Consider the following 18,451-nt stretch of genomic DNA (forward strand, 5'->3'; position numbering starts at 1 on the left):
GATGGGGGCGTCCGACCTGAGGGTGCTGCACGTCATCACCGGTCTCGGCGTCGGCGGGGCCGAGCAGCAGCTGCGGCTGCTGCTGCGTCACCTGCCCGCCGACTGCGACGTGGTGACGCTCACCAACCCCGGCGCGGTCGCCGACGGCCTCACCGCCGACGGCGTCCGCGTCGTGCACCTCGGCATGGGCGGCAACCGCGACCTGGCCGCGTTGCCGCGCCTGGTCCGGCTGATCCGCGCCGGCGGCTACGACCTGGTGCACACGCACCTGTACCGGGCCTGCGTCTACGGCCGGCTCGCCGCGCGCGTCGCCGGGGTCCGCGCGGTCGTCGCCACCGAGCACTCCCTGGGCGACTCGCAGATGGAGGGCCGCAGGCTGACGGCGGGGGTGCGCGCGCTGTACCTCGCCAGCGAGCGGCTCGGCTCGGCGACGGTCGCCGTCTCCGAGGCGGTGGCCGAGCGCCTGAAGCGCTGGGGCGTGCCCGCGCCGCGCATCGAGGTCGTGCCCAACGGCATCGACCTGGAGCGTTTCCGCTTCGACCCCGAACGGCGGGAGCTCACCCGCCGTCGCCTCGGTCTGCCCGAGGGGGCGTTCGTCGTCGGCGGTGTGGGCCGGCTCGTCCGGGGCAAGCGGTTCGACGTCCTCGTGCACGCGCTGGCCCGGCTCCCGGAGGACCACTGGCTGCTGCTGGTGGGCGGCGGCCCCGAGGAACACGTGCTGCGCCGCACGGCCCACGAGGCCGGTGTGTCCGGCCGGGTCCTGTTCACCGGCGAACGCCCCTGCGTCCCCGACGGCTCCCCGGGCCCCGACCTGCCCTCGCTCACCTCGGCGATGGACCTGCTCGCCTCCCCGTCCGCGGAGGAGGCCTTCGGCCTGGCGGCCGTGGAGGCGCTGGCGTCGGGCCTGCCCGTGCTCTACGCCTCCTGCCCGGCGATCGAGGACCTGCCCGCGGCGGCCACCGTCGGCGCCCGGCGGGTGCACGGCGGCCCCGAGGCGTACGCCCGTGCGATCGCCGAGGTCCGCGCGGCGGGCCCCGGGCCGCGCACGGCGCCCGGCGTCGCGCACCACTACAGCATCACCCGCAGCACAGCCCGTCTCATGGACGTGTACGCCGCAGCCGTCTCCGGCACGTCGCCGTCCCTCGCACCTCGACAGGAAGCACATCCTTCATGACCGACACACCGATCCGTCGGCGCCGTCCGTCCCTGGCTTCTTCCCTGGCCCGGGTCAGGAGACTGCCGGCCTGGTCCGCGCTCGCGGCGGGCCTTCTCGCCGGCGGTCTGTGCGGAGGCGCGTACGGGCTGCTCACGCCCCCGGTGTACACGGCCACCAGCTACGTCGTCGCCGTGCCGACGGACAAGGCGCCCTCGGAGGCCGCCCGCGGTTTCGCGCAGGCGTACGGCCGGGTGGCCACCCAGCTCGCGGTGCTCGGCGACGCACAGGTGTGGGCCGGCGTGCCGGTGCGGACGCTGCGGGACAGTGTCCGCGCGTCGACCTCGCCGGACGCGCCGATGGTCGCCGTCACGGCCACCTCCGCGCGGCCCGACCTCGCCGTCGACATGGCCAACGCGGTCTCCCGCGCGCTGACCCGGCACGCGGAGGACACCAAGGGCAGCACCCAGGTCCGGCTCGTGCAGTTCTCGCGCGCGGTGAAGCCGGGCGGGCCGTCGTCCGCGTCGGCGGCGGTGACCACGCTGGTCGGTGCGAGCGCCGGCGGACTGCTGGGCGGTCTGGCCCTGCTGGTCCGGCCGAGGCGGCCCGGCCGGGACGAGGACGCCGTGCCGGCCGCCTCGGTGCCGGGCCCGGCCACCGCCGCCGACGCGCACGGGCAGCGGTGACGGCGGTGCACCCGGCCGGTCCGGCGTCAGGGCGTGCCGCTCGACCACCAGTTGTAGCGGAGGCAGAGCTTCCCGCCGAGCCAGTACTCCACCCAGTTGCCCAGCTCCAGCGGCGAGCAGTTCTCCGGGGACAGCGGAACGGTGGGCACGGGCGGTGTGGGAGTGGGAGTGGGGGTGGGAGTGGGCTCCGGGGCCGGCCCGGTCGAGCGGCCGGAGAGGACGGACCGGTAGACGCGGGACGACTCGGGGTTGTCGCCGCACTGCCACACGCCGTGCGGGCAGTAGTCGGTCACCGTGTTGTACAGCGGCCGCTGCTCGTCCATCCACTCGAGCATGCGCCGCATGTACTCGGGATTGTCACCGTTGCGGAAGAGCCCCCATTCGGGATAAGAGATCGGCTTTCCGTGGGCTTTCGCGAAATCCACGTGCGCCCGGAGTCCGTAGGGCTCCTCCACCTGTTCGTCGAACGACATTCCGGACGGCTGGTCGTAGGAATCCATGCCGATGACGTCGACCGTGCCGTCCCCCGGATAGCACTGCGTCCAGGGAACGGCGTCCCGGCCGCGGCTCGGCGCGAAGTCGAACCGGAATTCCTGGCCCGGCACCGCGCGCATCGTGGCGACGATCCGGTTCCAGTACTTCTTCCAGGACTCCGGGTCGGGCCCGCACCGGTGGGTGTAGGTGGCGCCGTTCATCTCCCAGCCGAGCACCAGGATCGTGTCCGGCACCTTCAGCTCGACCAGCCGCTCGGCGAGCGCGCGGAAGTGGTGGTCGAACTCCCCGGCGGCGCCCCGCCGCAGCAGCTGCCGCACCTCGGCGTCGGGGACGCCCTCCTCGTTGCGCTCCTGCAGGGGGACGTTGAGGACGAGCATCCGGTCGTCCTTCTCGTTGCGCCAGCGTGCCCAGTCCTCGAGGAAGCGGACGCGGCCCTCGATGTCGCTCCAGTGGTTGCCGGGCAGGTAGGTGTGTCCGACGCGCAGCTCGGCGCCGCCCAGCCAGCGGCTCAGCTCCTCCATGCGGGCCACGCCACGGGCGTCCGAGGCGAGGAACGCCCCGAACGGGGGGAACTCCTGACGGGGCGCCCGGAGGTCGGGGAGGGTGAGCGGCGGCAGGGGGAGGGCCGGTGCCAGGGGCACCGGAGGCGTGACGTCGGGCATCGTCGGGGCCGGAACCGGGGGGCGGGCGTCGTCGGTTCGCGCCGTCCCCGTCCCCACCCCCGCCACGGGGCCGGCCGCCAGGGCGGCCGACACGGCGACCGCCGCCGCGCCCAGGGCCAGCCCGCGAACCCGGACCCGCTGGTGCTGTGGGGCCATGGCTGCTCCTCTTCTCGCTCTCGTCCGCCTTCTGCCGCTGTCCTCTTTGCTGACGAACAGTCATACGAAGTAAAGGCACAGGAAAACCGACGACGCCAGCGTCATACGGCTTTCGAGTGCCGGGCTCGCCCGTGTGGGTGAGTCGACCCAAAAGAAAGCCAAGAAAGCCAAGAGAAAGTGAGATCGCGTGTCGTTGTTCGACATCCGCGTCCCCGCCGTGCTGCTGCGGATCGACCGGAATCCCTTTCACCACGGAACGCTGGGGGCGGTGCGCTCGCTCGGCCGGGCGGGTGTGGAGGTGCACGTCGTCGCCGATGCGGCGGGAAGTCCCGTCCACCGGTCGCGTTACGCGCACCGGATGCACCCCCCGCCTCCCCCGGGGGCGTCGGAGCGGGAGATCCTCGCCGCGCTGCGCCGCGTGGCCGACCGGGTCGCGCGCCCCGCCGTGCTGGTCCCGCTGGACGACGCGAGCGCCATCGCCGTCAGCCGCGCACGGGACGACCTCGCCCCCCACTACCTGCTGCCGGAGATGCCGGACAACCTGGCCGAACGCGTCGCCGACAAGGCGGAACTGGCCGCCGTGTGCGCGTCCGCGGACGTCCCGCACCCGGTGACACTGGTCCCGGACGGCCCGGAGCGGGCCGCCGACGACGCGCGACGGCTCGGGCTGCCGCTGGTGGCGAAATGGAGCCGGCCCTGGCTGCTGCCGGCCGGGAGCGGGCTGCGCAGCACCCGACTGGTGCACTCCGCGCAGCAGGCCCGGGAGCTGTACCTGCGCACCGAGGAGGCCGGCAGCCGGCTGCTGCTGCAGGCGTACCTGCCGCCGGGACCGGACCGGGACTGGTTCTTCCACGGTTACGCCGACCGCTCGGGCGCCGTCCGCGCGGGCGGACCGGGCCGCAAGCAGCTGTCCTGGCCGCGCGGGGCGGGCCTGACCGCCGTGGGCCGCTGGACACCCAACCCCGAGGTGCGGGCGCTGGCCGAGCGGCTCACCGGCGCACTCGGCTACCGCGGCGTCTTCGACCTCGACTTCCGCCGCTGCGGCACGACGGGCCGCTACCACCTGCTCGACTTCAACCCGCGCCCCGGCGCCCAGTTCCGGCTCTTCGCGGACAGCGCGGGACTGGACGTCGTCCGCGCCCTGCACTTGGACCTGACCGGCCGTGAGCTGCCGGACGGGGACCCGGTGGCCGGGCGGGCGTTCGTGGTGGAGAACTACGCGCCGTTCGCCGCGCTGCGCACGGCGCCGGGCAGCCGCGAACTGGCCTGGTACGCCCGGGACGACCGCGGCCCCGGACGGGCGATGTGGGCCCTGTGGTGCCGCCATGTGACCGGCCGGCTGCGCGAGCGGCTGACCGCGACGGCTCCGGTGCCGGCCCCGCGCCCCGTTCCCCGGGCGGTCTCGCCCTCCCTGACCGACAACGAGAAAGCGAGCAGTTGATGATGTACGACCTTCTGGTGGTGGGCGCGGGTCCGTACGGTCTGTCGATCGCGTCCCACGCCGCGGCCGCCGGGCTGGAGCTGCGCGTGTTCGGCCGACCCATGGCGTCCTGGCGGGACCACATGCCCCGCGGCATGTTCCTGAAGTCCGAGCCGTGGGCGTCCAACCTCTCCGATCCGGGCGGCCGCTGGCGGCTGGACGCCTACTGCGCCGAGCGGGGGCTGACGGCGCGTCACGCCGAGCCGATCCCGGTGGAGGAGTTCGCGTCGTACGGCCTGTGGTTCGCCCGGCACGCCGCGCCGCCGGTGGACGAGCGCACGGTGACCCGGGTGACGCCCGGCCCGGACGGCTTCACGGTGGTCACCGAGGACGGGGAGGCGCTGCGCGCGCGCAGCGTGGCGCTGGCGGTCGGGGTGATGCCGTTCATCGAGGTGCCGCAGGCCCTGCGCGGGCTGCACCCCGCGCTGGTCACGCACAGCAGCCACCACAGCGACCTCGGCCGCTTCCAGGGCAAGGACGTCACGGTGATCGGCGGTGGCCAGGCGGCGCTGGAGACCGCGGCGCTGCTCGCCGAACAGGGCACGCGGGTGCGGGTGCTGGCGCGGGCGGAGCGGCTGCGGTGGAACGACGTGCCGCCGCCCTGGGAGCGTCCCTGGTGGCAGTCGGTCCGCTCCCCGCACAGCGGACTGGGTCCCGGCTGGCGGAACTGGTTCTACTCCGAGCGCCCCGGCCTCTACCGCCGGCTGCCGGAGGCGACCCGGTCGCGCATCGCGGCCACGGCGCTGGGACCGGCGGGTGCCTGGTGGGTGCGGGACCGGGTGGAGCGGGCGGTGGACCTGCTGCCGGGCCACGAGGTCACCCGGGCGAGCGCGGTGCCGGGCGGGGTGCTGCTGGAGACGGTCAACCTCGAGGGCGGCCGGCGCAGCCTGGAGACCGAACACGTCATCGCCGCCACCGGGTTCCGGGCGCGCTGCGACCGGCTCGGGCTGCTCTCCGCCGAACTGCGCGGCACGCTGGCCACCCTGCCCGACGGTTCCCCGGCCCTGGGACACACCTTCGAGTCGTCCCACCCCGGGCTGTTCTTCGCGGGCCTGGTGACCGCGTCCGGCTTCGGCCCGGCCATGCGCTTCGTCCACGGTGCGACGTTCACGGCGGGGACCCTGGTGCAGGGGGTGCGCCGCCGGCTCAGGGCGACCCCGCCGCGCGGGACGGTTCCCGTTCCGGCCGGCAGCCGGAGCGCGTCGCCGTCACCGGTGGGTCCCTGACGCCGGGGCGGGCGGCGGGCGGCGTACGTCGCCCGCGCACATGGTTCGTCCCCCGGACCGGTTCGGCCACCTCGCGGGTGGCCCGGGTCGGTCCGGGGGACGTGCCGGGGTTCGGTGGTGCCGGGTGGGGTGTGCCCGGCACCGGGAGCGGCTAGCGGTGGCCGCCGGCGCGCCGGCGGCGGTACAGCATCGCCCCGCCCGTGATCAGTGCGGCACTGGCGGCCGAGGCGACGATCAGGCCCTCGGCGCCGGTCTCGGCCAGCTGGGGACCGGGTCCGGGCCGCTCCTCGTCGACGGACGGAGGCGCGGGCGGCGTCCGCTTGCCGGGCTCGGGCGTCGGGGTGACGGTGCGCGGAGGCGTGACGTCCTCGGTGCCGTAGCCGGGCTGCGTGGTGTTGGCGCAGGAGGTGCCGTACGAGGAGTCGAACAGGCCGATCAGGTCGAGGGTGTTGCCGCACACGTTCAGCGGCACGTGCACCGGCACCTGCACGTTGTTCCCGGACAGCACACCGGGGGATCCCTCGGTGTCGCTCACCGCGCGCGCACCGCCACCGGAGTTCCCGTACGAGGAGTCACCGCGCGAGGAGGCCGACGACCGGGCCCCGGACTCCCGCGCCTGCGAGTCGTTGGCGCAGGAGCTGTCGGCCGCCGTGTTGAACGCCCCGACCGCGGTGACGTCGTTGCCGCACGCGTTCACCGGCACGTGCACCGGTGCCTGCACGTTGTTGCCAGACAGCACACCGGGGGATCCCTCGGTGCCGCCCACCGCCTGCGCACCGCCGCCGGAGTCACCGTACGAGGAGTCACCGTACGAGGAGTCACCGTACGAGGAGGCGCCGCGCGGGGAGGCGCTGCGCGAGGAGTCCGACGACCGGGCCCCGGACTCCTGCGTCTGCGAGTCGTTGGCGCAGAAGCTGTCGGCCGCCGTGTTGAACGCCGAGACCGCACCGACGGTGTTGCCGCACGCGTTCACCGGCACGTGCACCGGCGCCTGCACGTTGTTCCCGGACAGCACACCGGGAGAATCCTCGACCCCACCCACCGCGTACGAGTCGGCGAGGGCGGGGGTTCCGTACAGGGACAGAATGCCCGTGGCGGCGGCCGCCGCGAACACTCCCCTGCTCAGGGTCTGTCGCAATGTGATTGTCTTCCTGCTTGAAGAATCGGAGTGGCCGGCCCCGGCATGGAGGCCGGCAACCGAGGACACGTGTCCCGGCCCTCGGTTGCCGCATGGCCTACTCCCTCCTCAACCCGCCTCACGCCGATCGGTTGCGCAGGTTCACCCGGTTGGACCGCACGGGGTGCGTGCGGTCCGGCGTCAGGAGACCACGTCCTTGCGGGCGAACCCGCGGAAGGCCAGCGCGAACAGCACGAGGGCGTACGTCACGGAGACGGCGGTGCCCTGGATCATCCCGGACCACTGGGGGGTCGGCTGGACGGCGTCCGCCCAGGCGAACTGCCAGTGCGCGGGCAGGAAGTGGCGCCAGTCGCCGAGGGCGGTCACGGCGTCCAGGACGTTGCCGACGATGGTCAGGCCGACGGCGCCGCCGACCGCGCCCAGCGGGGCGTCGGTCCGGGTGGACAGCCAGAACGCGAGCCCGGCGGTGACCAGTTGCGACACGAAGAGGTACGCCACGACCACCACGAGCCGCCCGACCGCCGTGCCGGGGTCGAGCGCGCCGCCGGTGGGGATCTGCAGCGGGCCCCAGCCGTAGGCCGCCGTGCCGACGGCGAGCGCCACCAGCGGCAGCAGCACCATCGCGGCGAGGCTCAGCCCCAGTCCGACGATCAGCTTGGACCACAGCAGCCGCATGCGGGGCACGGGCGCGGCGAGCAGATAGCGCAGGGAGGACCAGCCGGCCTCCGAGGCGACCGTGTCCCCGCAGAACAGGGCGACGGGGATGACCAGCAGGAAGCCCGCCGACACGAACAGGTTCACGGCGGCGAAGTTGGCGCCGGACGCGGTGGCCGTGTCCATCAGGTTCACGCGGTTGCCCCGGCCCTCCGGTTCGCCGCCGATCGCGAAGGCGACCACCAGGACGAAGGGCAGGGCGGCCAGGATCGCGCCCATGACGAAGGTGCGGCGGCGCTTGAGCTGTCGCGCCAGTTCGACGCGCAGCGGCAGCGTGCGGCCCGCGCGGTAGCCGGCGGCGGTCTCCACGGGCCCGGGGTGCCCGGCCGGGCCGGCGGGTTCGTTCCGCTCGGTGAGCGCGCTCATGCGGAACCTCCGATCAGGGTGAGGAAGGCGTCTTCGAGGCGGCGGTGCGGGCCCACCGACGCCACCGGCACCTCCAGCCGGACCAGTTCCGCCACCAGGCGCGGGGCGGTGCCGCCGGCGTCCAGCCGGACCAGCAGCCCCTCGTCGGTGCGGACGGCGGAGGCGACGCCGGGCAGGGCCGCGACCTTCTCGGCGAGCGGCTCGTCCACGGGCTCCTCCGTGCCGACCAGCAGGGTGTCGCCGGAGCCGACGATCTCGTGGACCGGACCGGCCTGGACGAGCCGGCCGCGGTCCATGACCACGAGGTGGGTGCAGGACTGCTCCACCTCCGCCAGCAGATGGCTGGAGACGATCACCGTGCGCCCGGCGGCGGCGTAGCGGATCATCACCTCGCGCATCTCGCGGATCTGGGGCGGGTCGAGTCCGTTGGTCGGCTCGTCGAGGATGAGCAGGTCCGGCAGGCCGAGCATGGCCTGGGCTATCGCGAGGCGCTGGCGCATGCCCTGGGAGTAGGTGCGCACCGCGCGGGCGAGGGCGCCGCCGAGGCCGGCGATCCGGAGGGCCTCGTCCAGGTGGGCGTCCTCGGGCGGGCGGCCGGTGGCCCGCCAGTACAGCTCGAGGTTCTCCCGGCCGGACAGGTGCGGCAGGAAGCCCGCGCCCTCGACGAAGGCGCCGACCCGGGACAGCACGGGGGCGCCGGGGCGGACGGCGTGGCCGAAGACCCGGATCTCGCCGGCGTCGGGCTTGATCAGGCCCATCAGCATGCGCAGGGTGGTGGTCTTGCCCGCGCCGTTCGGGCCGAGCAGGCCGAGGACCTGGCCCTTCTCGACGCGGAAGGACAGGTCCTGCACGGCGTACCGGTCGGCGGAGCGGGCGTAGCGCTTGCTCAGGCCGGTGATCTGCAGCGGCACGTCGGCCAGTGCGGGGTCGGGGGGCGTGGCCGCCGTCCGGCGGCGGCCGGTCAGCAGCAGGGCGAGGGCGGTCACGGCGCCGGCGGCCGGCAGCCACCACACCCACGCGGGCAGCGGGGCCGCCGCGGTGGTCACGCCGGGGGCGGCGGGCACCGTGAGGCCGCTCTTCAGGGAGACGGTGTACGTCGCCGGGGCGGCCGGCGAGGCGTAGCCGAGGTCGGTGGAGGCGAGGACGAGGCGCAGGCGGTGGCCCTTGCGGACCTCGTGGTCGACGGCCGGGAGGGTGAGGGTCACGTCCTTGCCGGCCTCGGCGCCCTCGACGCGGACCGGCGCGACCAGCTGGGAGGGCAGCACCTGCTGCCGGCCGTCCGGGCCGACGTCGTACACCTTGCCGAACAGCACGGCGTCCTTGCCGGTGGACTTCACGCGGACGGTGACCGTCGGCGATCCGGTGATCCGCAGGTCGCCGGGGAGCGGGGCGGACTCGAAGCGGGCGTGCTGGCCGGGGAAGTCGAGGGACACCCCGACGCCGAGGGAGGACAGCTGGGCCAGGCCGCCGGAGCCGCCGAGGCCGGGGAGCGCGGAGACGGCGGGCGGGTTGGCGCCGGCCGGGTTGGCGAAGCTCTGCTCGCGGCCGGTGAGGGGGAGGGAGGTGCCGCCGCCGTCCAGGCCCGGGTAGCGGTCCGCGCTCGCGCCGCGCAGCTGGGCCCGGCCGTCGGTGGAGTCGACGCCTCCGGTGCGGGTGACGCGGAAGGCGGGGCCGGTGTCGGCGCCCTCGTCCTCCTTCAGGTACCGGTCGAACCACGCCCGGACGCGCGCCTGGACGCGGCTCGTCTCCGGGTCGCCGCCGTCGTGCCCGCCCGCGATCCAGTCGACGGCGACGGGGGCGCCGTTCGCGCGGATCGCCCGCGCGGCCGCGTCGGCCTGGCCGAGCGGGAAGAGGGAGTCGGACTGGCCCTGCAGCAGGAGGGCGGGCACGTCGATGCGGTCGGCGACGGCGGACGGCGAGCGCGCCCGCAGCAGCGCGCGGGCGTCCTCGTCCGGGGTGCCGGACTCGGCGACCCGCTCGTACATCTCGCACAGCGCGGGCTCGAACCGCGCGCAGCCGCCGCCGGTGTTGACGAAGATCCCGGCCCACAGCTTCTTGAAGACGCCGTCGGGGAAGAGCGCGTCGGCCAGGTCGAAGTAGGTGATCGCCGGGGCGACGGCGTCGACGCGGTCGTCGTGCCCGGCGGTGAGCAGGGCGATGGCGCCGCCGTAGGAGGCACCGGCCATGCCGACGCGCGGGTCGCCGGCCCGGTCGAGCTCGACCTCGGGCCGGTCGGCCAGCCAGTCGATGAGCCGGGAGACGTCGGCGACCTCGCCCTCCGGATCGTTCAGCCCGATCCTCCCGGTCGACTTGCCGAAGCCGCGCGCGGACCAGGTGAGGACGGCGTACCCGTCGCGCGCGAGGTCCTCGGCCTGCCGGCGCACGTCGTTCTTGCTGCCGCCGAAGCCGTGCCCGAGCAGGACGGCGGGGCGGCGGCCGTCCGGGCCGGCGGTGAAGTACGAGGTGTCGATGCGCACCCCGTCGCCCACGTCCATGACCCGGTCGGCGCGGCGGACCGCGGGCGCGTCGTCCGAGGCGACGGCGGTCCAGGTGCCGGCACCGGCGAGCACGACGACGGCGGCCGCGACGGCGGCCAGGGTCCGTCGCGGCCGCCGCGACCGCAGCCACCGCACTCCGGGCAGTCGAAGATCCATGCGTCAACGGTACGGGGTGCGTCCGGCGCCCCGACGCCGCCCGTGGACCGAACCCGGGGCCCTACCGGCGGCGTACGCGGGGGCTCGCGCGTACTGCGTCCGCGGTAGCGGCGGGACCGGGGTCCGGCCGGGGGAGCGGTGGGCGGCGGGCCGGGACCGTGGAGGTGGGCACGGTCCCGGTCCCGCCGGGGTGGGGGGCGGTGGCCGTCAGTGGTTGCGCGGGAAGCCCAGGTCGACGCCGGTGGGGGCGTCGGCCGGGTCGGGCCAGCGGGTGGTGACGACCTTGCCGCGGGTGTAGAAGTGCGTGCCGTCGTTGCCGTAGATGTGGTGGTCGCCGAAGAGCGAGTCCTTCCAGCCGCCGAAGGAGTGGTAGCCCACGGGGACCGGGATCGGCACGTTCACGCCGACCATGCCGGCCTCGACCTCGAGCTGGAAGCGGCGGGCGGCGCCGCCGTCCCGGGTGAAGATCGCGGTGCCGTTGCCGAACGGCGAGGCGTTGACGATCTCCAGGGCCTCCTCGTACGTCTCGGTGCGCAGCACGCACAGGACCGGGCCGAAGATCTCGTCCTGGTAGGCCTTGGCGGACGTCGGCACCCTGTCGAGCAGGGAGATGCCGATCCAGTGGCCGTCCTCGTACCCCTCGACGGTGTGGCCGGTGCCGTCGAGGACGACCTCGGCGCCCTCGTCCGCCGCGCCCGCCACGTACGAGGCCACCTTGTCGCGGTGCGCCTTGGTGATCAGCGGGCCCATCTCGGAGGCCGGGTCGTCGCCGGGGCCGATCTTGATCTTCTCGGCGCGCTCGCGGATCTTCTCCACCAGCTCGTCGCCGATCGCGCCGACGGCGACCACCGCGGAGATCGCCATGCAGCGCTCGCCCGCCGAGCCGTAGGCCGCGCTCACCGCGGCGTCGGCCGCCGCGTCGAGGTCGGCGTCGGGCAGCACCAGCATGTGGTTCTTGGCGCCGCCGAGGGCCTGGACGCGCTTGCCGTTGGCCGAGGCGGTGGTGTGGATGTAGCGGGCGATCGGGGTGGAGCCGACGAAGGAGACCGCCTTGACGTCGGGGTGGGCGAGGAGGCGGTCGACGGCCACCTTGTCGCCATGGACGACGTTGAACACGCCGTCGGGCAGCCCGGCCTCGGCCAGCAGCTCGGCGAGGCGGATCGAGGCGGACGGGTCCTTCTCGCTCGGCTTCAGCACGAAGGTGTTGCCGCAGGCGATGGCGAGGGGGAACATCCACATCGGCACCATGGCCGGGAAGTTGAACGGCGTGATGCCGGCGACGACGCCCAGCGGCTGGCGGATCGAGGCCACGTCGACGCGGCTGGCGACCTGCGTGGACAGCTCGCCCTTGAGCTGGACGTTGATCCCGCAGGCCAGGTCGACGATCTCCAGGCCGCGGGCCACCTCGCCGAGGGCGTCGGAGTGCACCTTGCCGTGCTCGGCGGTGATCAGCTCGGCGATCTCGTCGCGGTGGGCGTCCAGCAGCGCGCGGAACCTGAAGAGGACGGCGGTCCGCTGGGCCAGCGAGGACTGGCCCCAGCTCAGGAACGCCTCCTTGGCGGCGGCGACCGCGGCGTCCACCTCCTCGACGGAGGCGAACGCGACCTTCGTGGTGACCTCACCGGTCGCCGGGTTCGTCACCGGGCCGTAGGTACCCGAGGCGCCTTCGGCGGTCTTGCCGCCGATCCAGTGGTTGACGATCTTCGTCATGACCGAGAGCTCCTTCTGAAGATGGCGGCGACGGGTGGAGACGTGCCGTTCGTACAGCTCGTGCGCCGTGACCGCGGACGGCCGTGTCGCGGTTCCGGCCACGGGTCCATCCCAACAGGCCCGGGCCTTCGGATGCGCCCGACACAGTGTCGGCCGTTTCGGTCCCCGCGTAGACACATGCGGGGGCGGCGGACACGTGCGGGAGCGGCGGGGGCGCGGAACCGGCCCGCGCCCCGGCGGACGCCGTCGTCCAGGGCCTGCACCTCCGGCGCGGGGCCATAGCGGGCGGGGAGTCGTCGCTCGCACTTCGCTCCTGCCAAAGCAAAGCGGCTTCCCGCGCCGGAGGCGATCCGGGGCCGGGCGCCCCGGGACGCGTACACACCATCGGTGACCAACGTGCACACACCCCTCACACCCGGGAGCCGACACACTCTTCTTCCTCCGTGCGGACCATACGGCTCTCCCCGGTTCTAGCCCGGGCGGGAAACCCTGTCAACATTTTGTCCGGACATTCGGACGAGATCTTGACGGTGCCGCTCCGGCCGCGGGCCGGCCCGGGGCGCTCCGCCCGGCGGACCGGGCAGGTGGCGGAGGCGGGCCGCACGGCGCGGTGGGCGTCCACGACGTCCACCGACCGGCCCTCGAGCCGGCCCTCGAACCGGCGCGTGAACCGGGTGGCCCCGTACGGGAGCCCGGTGCGTCCGCCGCGGCACGAGGAGGTCCGGAGCGCCCCCGCCGTACGACCGGCGTACGCCTTTGCGTCATTCGTGTCACAAAGACCTCCGTTCGGTCACACCCGTCACGGGTGTGCGGGCTTTCCGTCACATCCGCGCACGCCCCCTGACCCGCTCCCGCCCGGTGTCGTTCACCGGGCGCGAGGCTGGTGATCGTCAGCGCGGCACCCGGCTCCCCCACGGACGGCCACCCCGGCCGCCGCCGCGGTGCGCGCGGGGAGGTACGACACATGACCGACCGACGGCTGTGGTCCTACAAGGACATCGCGGCGCACATCAAGGTGCAGCCGGACACCGTGCGCTCCTACCGCAAGCACGGCCTGCTGCCCCCGCCGGACCACGTCGAGGGCGGCAAGCCCTACTGGTACGCGGACACGGTCCGGACCTGGGTGGCCTCCCGGCCGGGCAACCGGGGCCGGGGCTGACCCCGGGAGGACCTCCGGGAAAAGCGGCTGTGCCCCACCGCCCGGGTGGGGCACAGTTCCGCCATGGACTTCACCGACAAACCCACCCTCACCGGGGAGCGGACCGTGCTGCGCCCCTTCACGGAGGCCGACGCCGAGGCGATGGGGGAGATCATCCAGGACCCGGAGGTCGTCCGCTTCACCTTCGACCCCTCCGTCGAACTCACCCCGGAGCGGCTGCGCTCCTGGTACGGCTCCCGGTCCGCGCAGCCCGACCGGCTCGACCTCGCCGTCACCGACCGCGCCACCGGGGAGCTCGTCGGCGAGGTGGTGCTCAACGCGTGGGACCCGGACGCGCGCAGCTGCACCTTCCGCACCCTCATCGGGCCGCGCGGCCGCGGCCGGGGGCTGGGCACCGAGGCCACCCGGCTCATCGTCGGCCACGGCTTCGAGCGCCTCGGGCTGCGCCGCATCCAGCTGGAGGCCTACGGCAACAACCCGCGCGCCCTGCGCGTGTACGAGAAGGTCGGCTTCGTGGTCGAGGGCGTGCGGCGGGAGGTCACCTTCCGGGACGGGGAGTGGGTGGACGAGGTGATCATGGCGATCCTCGACCGGGAGTGGGCCACGCTCAACGCCACGGTTCGATGACCGTCACGCCCGCGCCCGGGGCCGTGCCCATCGCCGCCAGGGCCGACGGGGCCGCGTCCAGGCCGATGGTCCGCGTCACCAGGAGGTCGGGGCGGACCGCGCCCGCGCGGACCAGTTCCAGCATCGGCGGGTAGGCGTGCGCGGCCATGCCGTGGCTGCCGAGGAGTTCGAGCTCCAGGGCGATGGCGCGGGCCATCGGGACCGGGGTGGTACCCGTGGGCGAGGGCAGCAGGCCGACCTGGACGTGACGGCCCCGGCGGCGCAGGCCGCCCACCGAGGCGGCGCAGGTGGCGGGTGAGCCGAGGGCGTCCAGGGAGAGGTGGGCGCCGCCGCCGGTGAGGTCGCGGACCGCCTCCGCCGTGTCCTTCGTCCCCGTCGCGTCCACGCATTCCGCCGCGCCGAACGTCCGTGCCAGGTCGAGGGCGTGCGGGGAGACGTCCACCGCGACGACCCGCGCGCCGGCCGCCGCCGCGATCATCACCGCGGACAGGCCCACCCCGCCGCAGCCGTGCACGGCGACCCACTCCCCCGCCGCCACCCGCCCCTGCTGCACCACCGCGCGGTAGGCGGTGGCGAAGCGGCAGCCGAGGGAGGCGGCCGTCGCGAAGGTCATGTCCTCCGGGACGGCGACCAGGTTCACCTCGGCGTGGTCCAGCGCCACGTACTGGGCGAAGGAGCCCCAGTGGGTGAAGCCGGGCTGGGTCTGCCGCTCGCACACCTGCTGGTCGCCGGCCGCGCAGGCCGGGCAGCTTCCGCAGGCGCAGACGAACGGGACGGTGACCCGGTCCCCGGGGTGCCACCGGGTCACCCGCGCGCCGACCGCCTCGACGGTCCCGGCGAGTTCGTGGCCGGGGACGTGCGGCAGCGCGATGTCCGGATCGTGGCCCTGCCAGCCGTGCCAGTCGCTGCGGCACAGGCCGGTGGCCTCCACGCGGACCACGACCCCGTGCTCCGCGGGTTCCGGGTCCGCGACCTCCCGCACCTCGGCCGGTTCCCCGTACCGCTCGAACACCACCGCCCGCATGGCCGGTCCCTCCCCACGCTCGCCGTTGTCGGCGGAACGCTATCCCCGGCCTCCCGCTTTGTCGCGGGCGGCCCCTCCGCCGACGGCTCCCTCCCCCGCGCCCACCGGTGCCGCCGCGGCCTCCGGGAGGCGCAGTACGTTCGGGAACGCGGGGCGTCCGGGCGGGGCGTCCGGGCGGGGCGTCCGGGCGCGGAAACGTCCGGGAACGGGGAACACTTTCGTCCGCCGCTCCGGCCCGCCGGTCCTGGATTCATACCCCCTAGGGGTATAGTCTTGGTGGAGGGCCCCCGAGGACCCTCCCATCCCCTACCCCCCGACGAGGAGCAACGCCATGACTTCCCCGACCGACACCCAGGGTTCCGTCACCGCCGTCTACAAGGTGAGCGGGATGAGCTGCGGCCACTGCGAGGGCGCCGTCTCCGGCGAGATCTCCGAGATCCCCGGTGTCAGCTCGGTGAAGGCGATCGCCTCCACCGGCGAGGTGACCGTGGTCTCCGCGGCCCCGCTCGACGAGGCGGCGGTGCGCGCCGCCGTCGACGAGGCCGGCTTCGAACTCGTCGGCAAGGCCTGAGCCGGGACCGGGGCACCGCGCGGCGCGCACCGGGCCGTACCGGCCATCAGCTCCCACGGCCCGGCACGCCGTCGGCCCCGGGTCCCGGACACCACCCCTTCCGGCTTTCCTGGAGTGAGGACGTGACCAGCAGCACCACCACCGCCGGGGCCCCGGCCGACGGACAGCCGGCGACCTCGGAGGTCGAGCTGCTCATCGGCGGGATGACCTGCGCCTCCTGCGCGGCCCGCGTCGAGAAGAAGCTCAACCGCATGGACGGTGTCACCGCCACGGTGAACTACGCGACGGAGAAGGCCCGGATCACCTGCCCGCCGGGCGTCGAGGTCGCCGACCTGATCGCCACCGTGGTGAAGACCGGCTACACCGCCGAGGAGCCCGCGCCCCCGGCGGACGAGCCGTCCGCCCCGCACGACGGGCCGCCCGGTGGGCAGGAGGACGTCGAGTCGGCCGCCCTGCGCCGGCGCCTGACCGTCTCCGCGCTCCTCGCCCTCCCCGTCGTCCTGCTGGCGATGGTCCCGCCCCTGCAGTTCGACCACTGGCAGTGGCTCTCCCTCACCCTCGCCGCGCCCGTCGTGGTCTGGGGCGCGCTGCCCTTCCACCGGGCCGCCTGGACCAACCTCCGGCACGGCGCGGCCACCATGGACACCCTGGTCTCCGTCGGCACGCTCGCCGCGTTCGGCTGGTCCCTGTGGGCACTGTTCCTCGGCGACGCGGGCATGCCCGGGATGCGGCACCCCTTCGAGCTCACCGTCTCCCGCACCGACGGCGCCGCCACGATCTACCTGGAGGTCGCCGCCGGCGTCACCGCCTTCCTCCTGCTCGGCCGCTACCTGGAGGCCCGCTCCAAGCGCCGCGCGGGAGCGGCCCTGCGGGCGCTGATGGAGCTGGGCGCCAAGGACGTGGCCGTCCTGCGGGCCGGGCGCGAGGTGCGCATACCGGCGCAGCAACTGGCCGTCGGCGACCGGTTCGTCGTACGTCCCGGGGAGAAGATCGCCACCGACGGCACGGTGGTGGAGGGCTCCTCCGCCGTGGACGCGTCCATGCTGACCGGCGAGTCCGTCCCCGTGGACGTCGCCGTCGGCGACACCGTCACCGGCGCCACGGTCAACGCGGGCGGCCGGCTCGTCGTCGAGGCCACCCGGGTCGGCGCCGACACCCGGCTCGCCCGGATGGCGAAGCTGGTCGAGGACGCGCAGAACGGCAAGGCCCGGGTGCAGCGGCTGGCCGACCGGATCTCCGCCGTCTTCGTCCCCGTGGTGCTGCTGATCGCGGCCGGCACCTTCGGGGGCTGGCTGGCCACCACGGGCGACACGGTGGCGGCGTTCACCGCGGCCGTCGCCGTGCTGATCATCGCCTGCCCGTGCGCCCTCGGGCTCGCCACGCCCACCGCGCTGATGGTCGGCACCGGGCGCGGCGCGCAGCTCGGCATCCTGATCAAGGGACCGGAGGTGCTGGAGTCCACCCGCCGCGTCGACACCGTGGTCCTGGACAAGACCGGCACCGTCACCACCGGACGGATGTCCCTGCAGGAGGTGTACGTCGCCGAGGGCACCGACGAGAAGCAGGTGCTGCGGCTCGCCGGCGCCCTGGAGCACGCCTCCGAGCACCCCGTCGCCCGGGCGGTCGCCGCGGGGGCCGAGGAACGCGCGGGCGCGCTGCCGGAGGCCGAGTCCTTCGAGAACGTCCCCGGCCGGGGCGTACGCGGGCGCGTGGAGGGCCACGAGGTGGCCGTGGGGCGGCTCTTCGAGGAACTGCCGCCGGAGCTGGCCCGGGCCGCGCGGGAGGCCGAGAACGGCGGGCGCACGGCCGTCGTGGTCGGCTGGGACGGGACGGCACGCGGGGTCCTCGCCGTCGCCGACACGATCAAGGAGACCAGCGCCGAGGCGGTGCGCGAACTGCGCGCCCTGGGACTCGCCCCGGTGCTGCTGACCGGTGACAACCGGACGGTGGCCCGGGCGGTGGCCGAGGCCGTGGGCATCGACGAGGTGATCGCCGAGGTGCTGCCCGAGGACAAGGTCGACGTCGTGCGGCGGCTGCAGGCCGAGGGGCGCGTCGTCGCCATGGTGGGTGACGGCGTCAACGACGCGGCCGCGCTCGCCGTCGCCGATCTGGGTCTCGCCCTGGGCACCGGCACGGACGCGGCGATCGAGGCGGGCGACCTGACCCTGGTCCGCGGCGACCTGCGGGTGGCCGCCGACGCGATCCGGCTCTCCCGCAGGACCCTCGCCACGATCAAGGGCAACCTCGTGTGGGCCTTCGGCTACAACGTCGCCGCGCTGCCGCTGGCCGCGGCCGGGCTGCTGAACCCGATGATCGCCGGAGCGGCGATGGCCTTCTCCTCGGTCTTCGTGGTGACGAACAGCCTGCGGCTGCGGTCATTTCATTGAGGTCTCACATTGGGGTGCACCCCTGGAGTCCGGTACGACCCTCACATAAGCTCTTCACAAGGCTCGCGCATCACCCTTACGCTCGGGCCCCATGAGCGACATTCCGTCTCTTGCGCACCTAACGGACATACGCAAGAGACGCAGATCACAGTGATCTGAACGTAACCATCGAAGGGGTTCGAAGGTCTAAGTTGGCGATGTCGGGCAGCGTCTTGGGGGGCGCTTCCTGGCATCTGGGGATGT

14 protein-coding genes and 1 pseudogene are annotated in these 18,451 nt (G+C 74.4%); 8 read left to right on the forward strand and 7 right to left on the reverse strand.

Annotated features, from left to right (window positions below; genetic code table 11):
- Position 1 precedes the first annotated feature (1 nt).
- Together CP969_RS14755 and CP969_RS14760 are read left to right on the forward strand one after the other, a co-directional pair.
- Positions 2-1,174: a glycosyltransferase gene (locus CP969_RS14755; protein WP_016826192.1), complete on the forward strand. Its 1,173-nt coding sequence runs from the start codon at positions 2-4 to the stop codon at positions 1,172-1,174.
- Positions 1,171-1,839, forward strand: coding sequence for a YveK family protein (locus CP969_RS14760; protein WP_004987869.1), 669 nt, complete (start codon positions 1,171-1,173; stop codon positions 1,837-1,839). The genes CP969_RS14755 and CP969_RS14760 overlap by 4 nt, the downstream gene beginning before the upstream one ends.
- Positions 1,840-1,865: 26 nt before the next feature.
- On the opposite strand, the gene CP969_RS14765 is transcribed toward CP969_RS14760, so the two are convergent.
- Complete coding sequence (locus CP969_RS14765) at positions 1,866-3,152, reverse strand: glycoside hydrolase family 26 protein (protein WP_016826191.1); 1,287 nt, start codon at positions 3,150-3,152, stop codon at positions 1,866-1,868.
- 187 nt (positions 3,153-3,339) lie between these two features.
- Between CP969_RS14765 and CP969_RS14770 the strand changes: the two genes are divergently transcribed.
- Both CP969_RS14770 and CP969_RS14775 read left to right on the forward strand, forming a co-directional pair.
- Positions 3,340-4,593, forward strand: a complete 1,254-nt coding sequence (locus CP969_RS14770; RefSeq protein WP_016826190.1) for a carboxylate--amine ligase — start codon at positions 3,340-3,342, stop codon at positions 4,591-4,593.
- A gap of 2 nt (positions 4,594-4,595) precedes the next feature.
- Entirely contained in the window at positions 4,596-5,858 is a 1,263-nt protein-coding gene (locus tag CP969_RS14775) for an NAD(P)-binding domain-containing protein (protein ID WP_026085170.1), read from the forward strand.
- Positions 5,859-6,009: 151 nt separating this feature from the next.
- Here the strand turns inward: CP969_RS14775 and CP969_RS34440 are convergent, their stop codons facing one another.
- The 5 genes and pseudogenes from CP969_RS34440 to CP969_RS33830 all read right to left on the reverse strand — a co-directional run.
- Positions 6,010-6,996 (reverse strand): chaplin, encoded by a 987-nt coding sequence (locus CP969_RS34440; RefSeq protein WP_223887078.1) that lies wholly within the window; start codon positions 6,994-6,996, stop codon positions 6,010-6,012.
- Positions 6,997-7,176: 180 nt separating this feature from the next.
- Positions 7,177-8,076, reverse strand: a complete 900-nt coding sequence (locus CP969_RS14785; protein ID WP_004987854.1) for an ABC transporter permease — start codon at positions 8,074-8,076, stop codon at positions 7,177-7,179.
- Positions 8,073-10,730: an alpha/beta fold hydrolase gene (locus CP969_RS14790; protein WP_026085169.1), complete on the reverse strand. Its 2,658-nt coding sequence runs from the start codon at positions 10,728-10,730 to the stop codon at positions 8,073-8,075. The genes CP969_RS14785 and CP969_RS14790 overlap by 4 nt, the downstream gene beginning before the upstream one ends.
- 207 nt (positions 10,731-10,937) lie before the next feature.
- Positions 10,938-12,440, reverse strand: coding sequence for a CoA-acylating methylmalonate-semialdehyde dehydrogenase (gene mmsA / locus CP969_RS14795; protein WP_026085168.1), 1,503 nt, complete (start codon positions 12,438-12,440; stop codon positions 10,938-10,940).
- A 242-nt stretch (positions 12,441-12,682) separates the two neighbouring features.
- A pseudogene (locus CP969_RS33830) lies at positions 12,683-12,844 on the reverse strand (5-deoxy-glucuronate isomerase); the annotation flags it as partial.
- A gap of 560 nt (positions 12,845-13,404) precedes the next feature.
- Here CP969_RS33830 and CP969_RS14805 point away from each other — a divergent pair.
- A complete protein-coding gene (locus CP969_RS14805; protein ID WP_016826185.1) occupies positions 13,405-13,599 on the forward strand; it encodes a helix-turn-helix transcriptional regulator in 195 nt (64 codons plus the stop codon).
- A 63-nt stretch (positions 13,600-13,662) separates the two neighbouring features.
- Positions 13,663-14,226, forward strand: a complete 564-nt coding sequence (locus CP969_RS14810; protein ID WP_026085167.1) for a GNAT family N-acetyltransferase — start codon at positions 13,663-13,665, stop codon at positions 14,224-14,226.
- Here CP969_RS14810 and CP969_RS14815 read toward each other — a convergent pair.
- The gene (locus CP969_RS14815; protein ID WP_016826183.1) at positions 14,207-15,250 is read right to left on the reverse strand and encodes a zinc-dependent alcohol dehydrogenase family protein; all 1,044 of its coding nucleotides are present in this window, start codon (positions 15,248-15,250) and stop codon (positions 14,207-14,209) included. The two genes, CP969_RS14810 and CP969_RS14815, sit on opposite strands and share 20 nt — an antisense overlap.
- Positions 15,251-15,581: 331 nt before the next feature.
- Here CP969_RS14815 and CP969_RS14820 point away from each other — a divergent pair, with 331 nt between their 5' ends.
- A complete protein-coding gene (locus CP969_RS14820) occupies positions 15,582-15,821 on the forward strand; it encodes a heavy-metal-associated domain-containing protein (protein ID WP_004987834.1) in 240 nt (79 codons plus the stop codon).
- Between the two features lie 122 nt (positions 15,822-15,943).
- Entirely contained in the window at positions 15,944-18,208 is a 2,265-nt protein-coding gene (locus tag CP969_RS14825; protein WP_016826182.1) for a heavy metal translocating P-type ATPase, read from the forward strand.
- Positions 18,209-18,451: the final 243 nt, after the last annotated feature.

The organism is Streptomyces viridosporus T7A (assembly GCF_008704515.1).
In the GTDB taxonomy this organism is placed as follows: domain Bacteria; phylum Actinomycetota; class Actinomycetes; order Streptomycetales; family Streptomycetaceae; genus Streptomyces; species Streptomyces viridosporus.

Bases quoted from the DNA above. Each gene is read 5' to 3' on its own strand.
- CP969_RS14775 (WP_026085170.1), top strand. From the start codon at position 4,596: ATGTACGACCTTCTGGTGGTGGGCGCGGGTCCGTACGGTCTGTCGATC.
- CP969_RS14820 (WP_004987834.1), top strand. From the start codon at position 15,582: ATGACTTCCCCGACCGACACCCAGGGTTCCGTCACCGCCGTCTACAAG.
- mmsA (WP_026085168.1), bottom strand. From the start codon at position 12,440: ATGACGAAGATCGTCAACCACTGGATCGGCGGCAAGACCGCCGAAGGC.
- CP969_RS14790 (WP_026085169.1), bottom strand. From the start codon at position 10,730: ATGGATCTTCGACTGCCCGGAGTGCGGTGGCTGCGGTCGCGGCGGCCG.
- CP969_RS14765 (WP_016826191.1), bottom strand. From the start codon at position 3,152: ATGGCCCCACAGCACCAGCGGGTCCGGGTTCGCGGGCTGGCCCTGGGC.
- CP969_RS14815 (WP_016826183.1), bottom strand. From the start codon at position 15,250: ATGCGGGCGGTGGTGTTCGAGCGGTACGGGGAACCGGCCGAGGTGCGG.
- CP969_RS14760 (WP_004987869.1), top strand. From the start codon at position 1,171: ATGACCGACACACCGATCCGTCGGCGCCGTCCGTCCCTGGCTTCTTCC.
- CP969_RS14785 (WP_004987854.1), bottom strand. From the start codon at position 8,076: ATGAGCGCGCTCACCGAGCGGAACGAACCCGCCGGCCCGGCCGGGCAC.
- CP969_RS14805 (WP_016826185.1), top strand. From the start codon at position 13,405: ATGACCGACCGACGGCTGTGGTCCTACAAGGACATCGCGGCGCACATC.
- CP969_RS14755 (WP_016826192.1), top strand. From the start codon at position 2: ATGGGGGCGTCCGACCTGAGGGTGCTGCACGTCATCACCGGTCTCGGC.
- CP969_RS14810 (WP_026085167.1), top strand. From the start codon at position 13,663: ATGGACTTCACCGACAAACCCACCCTCACCGGGGAGCGGACCGTGCTG.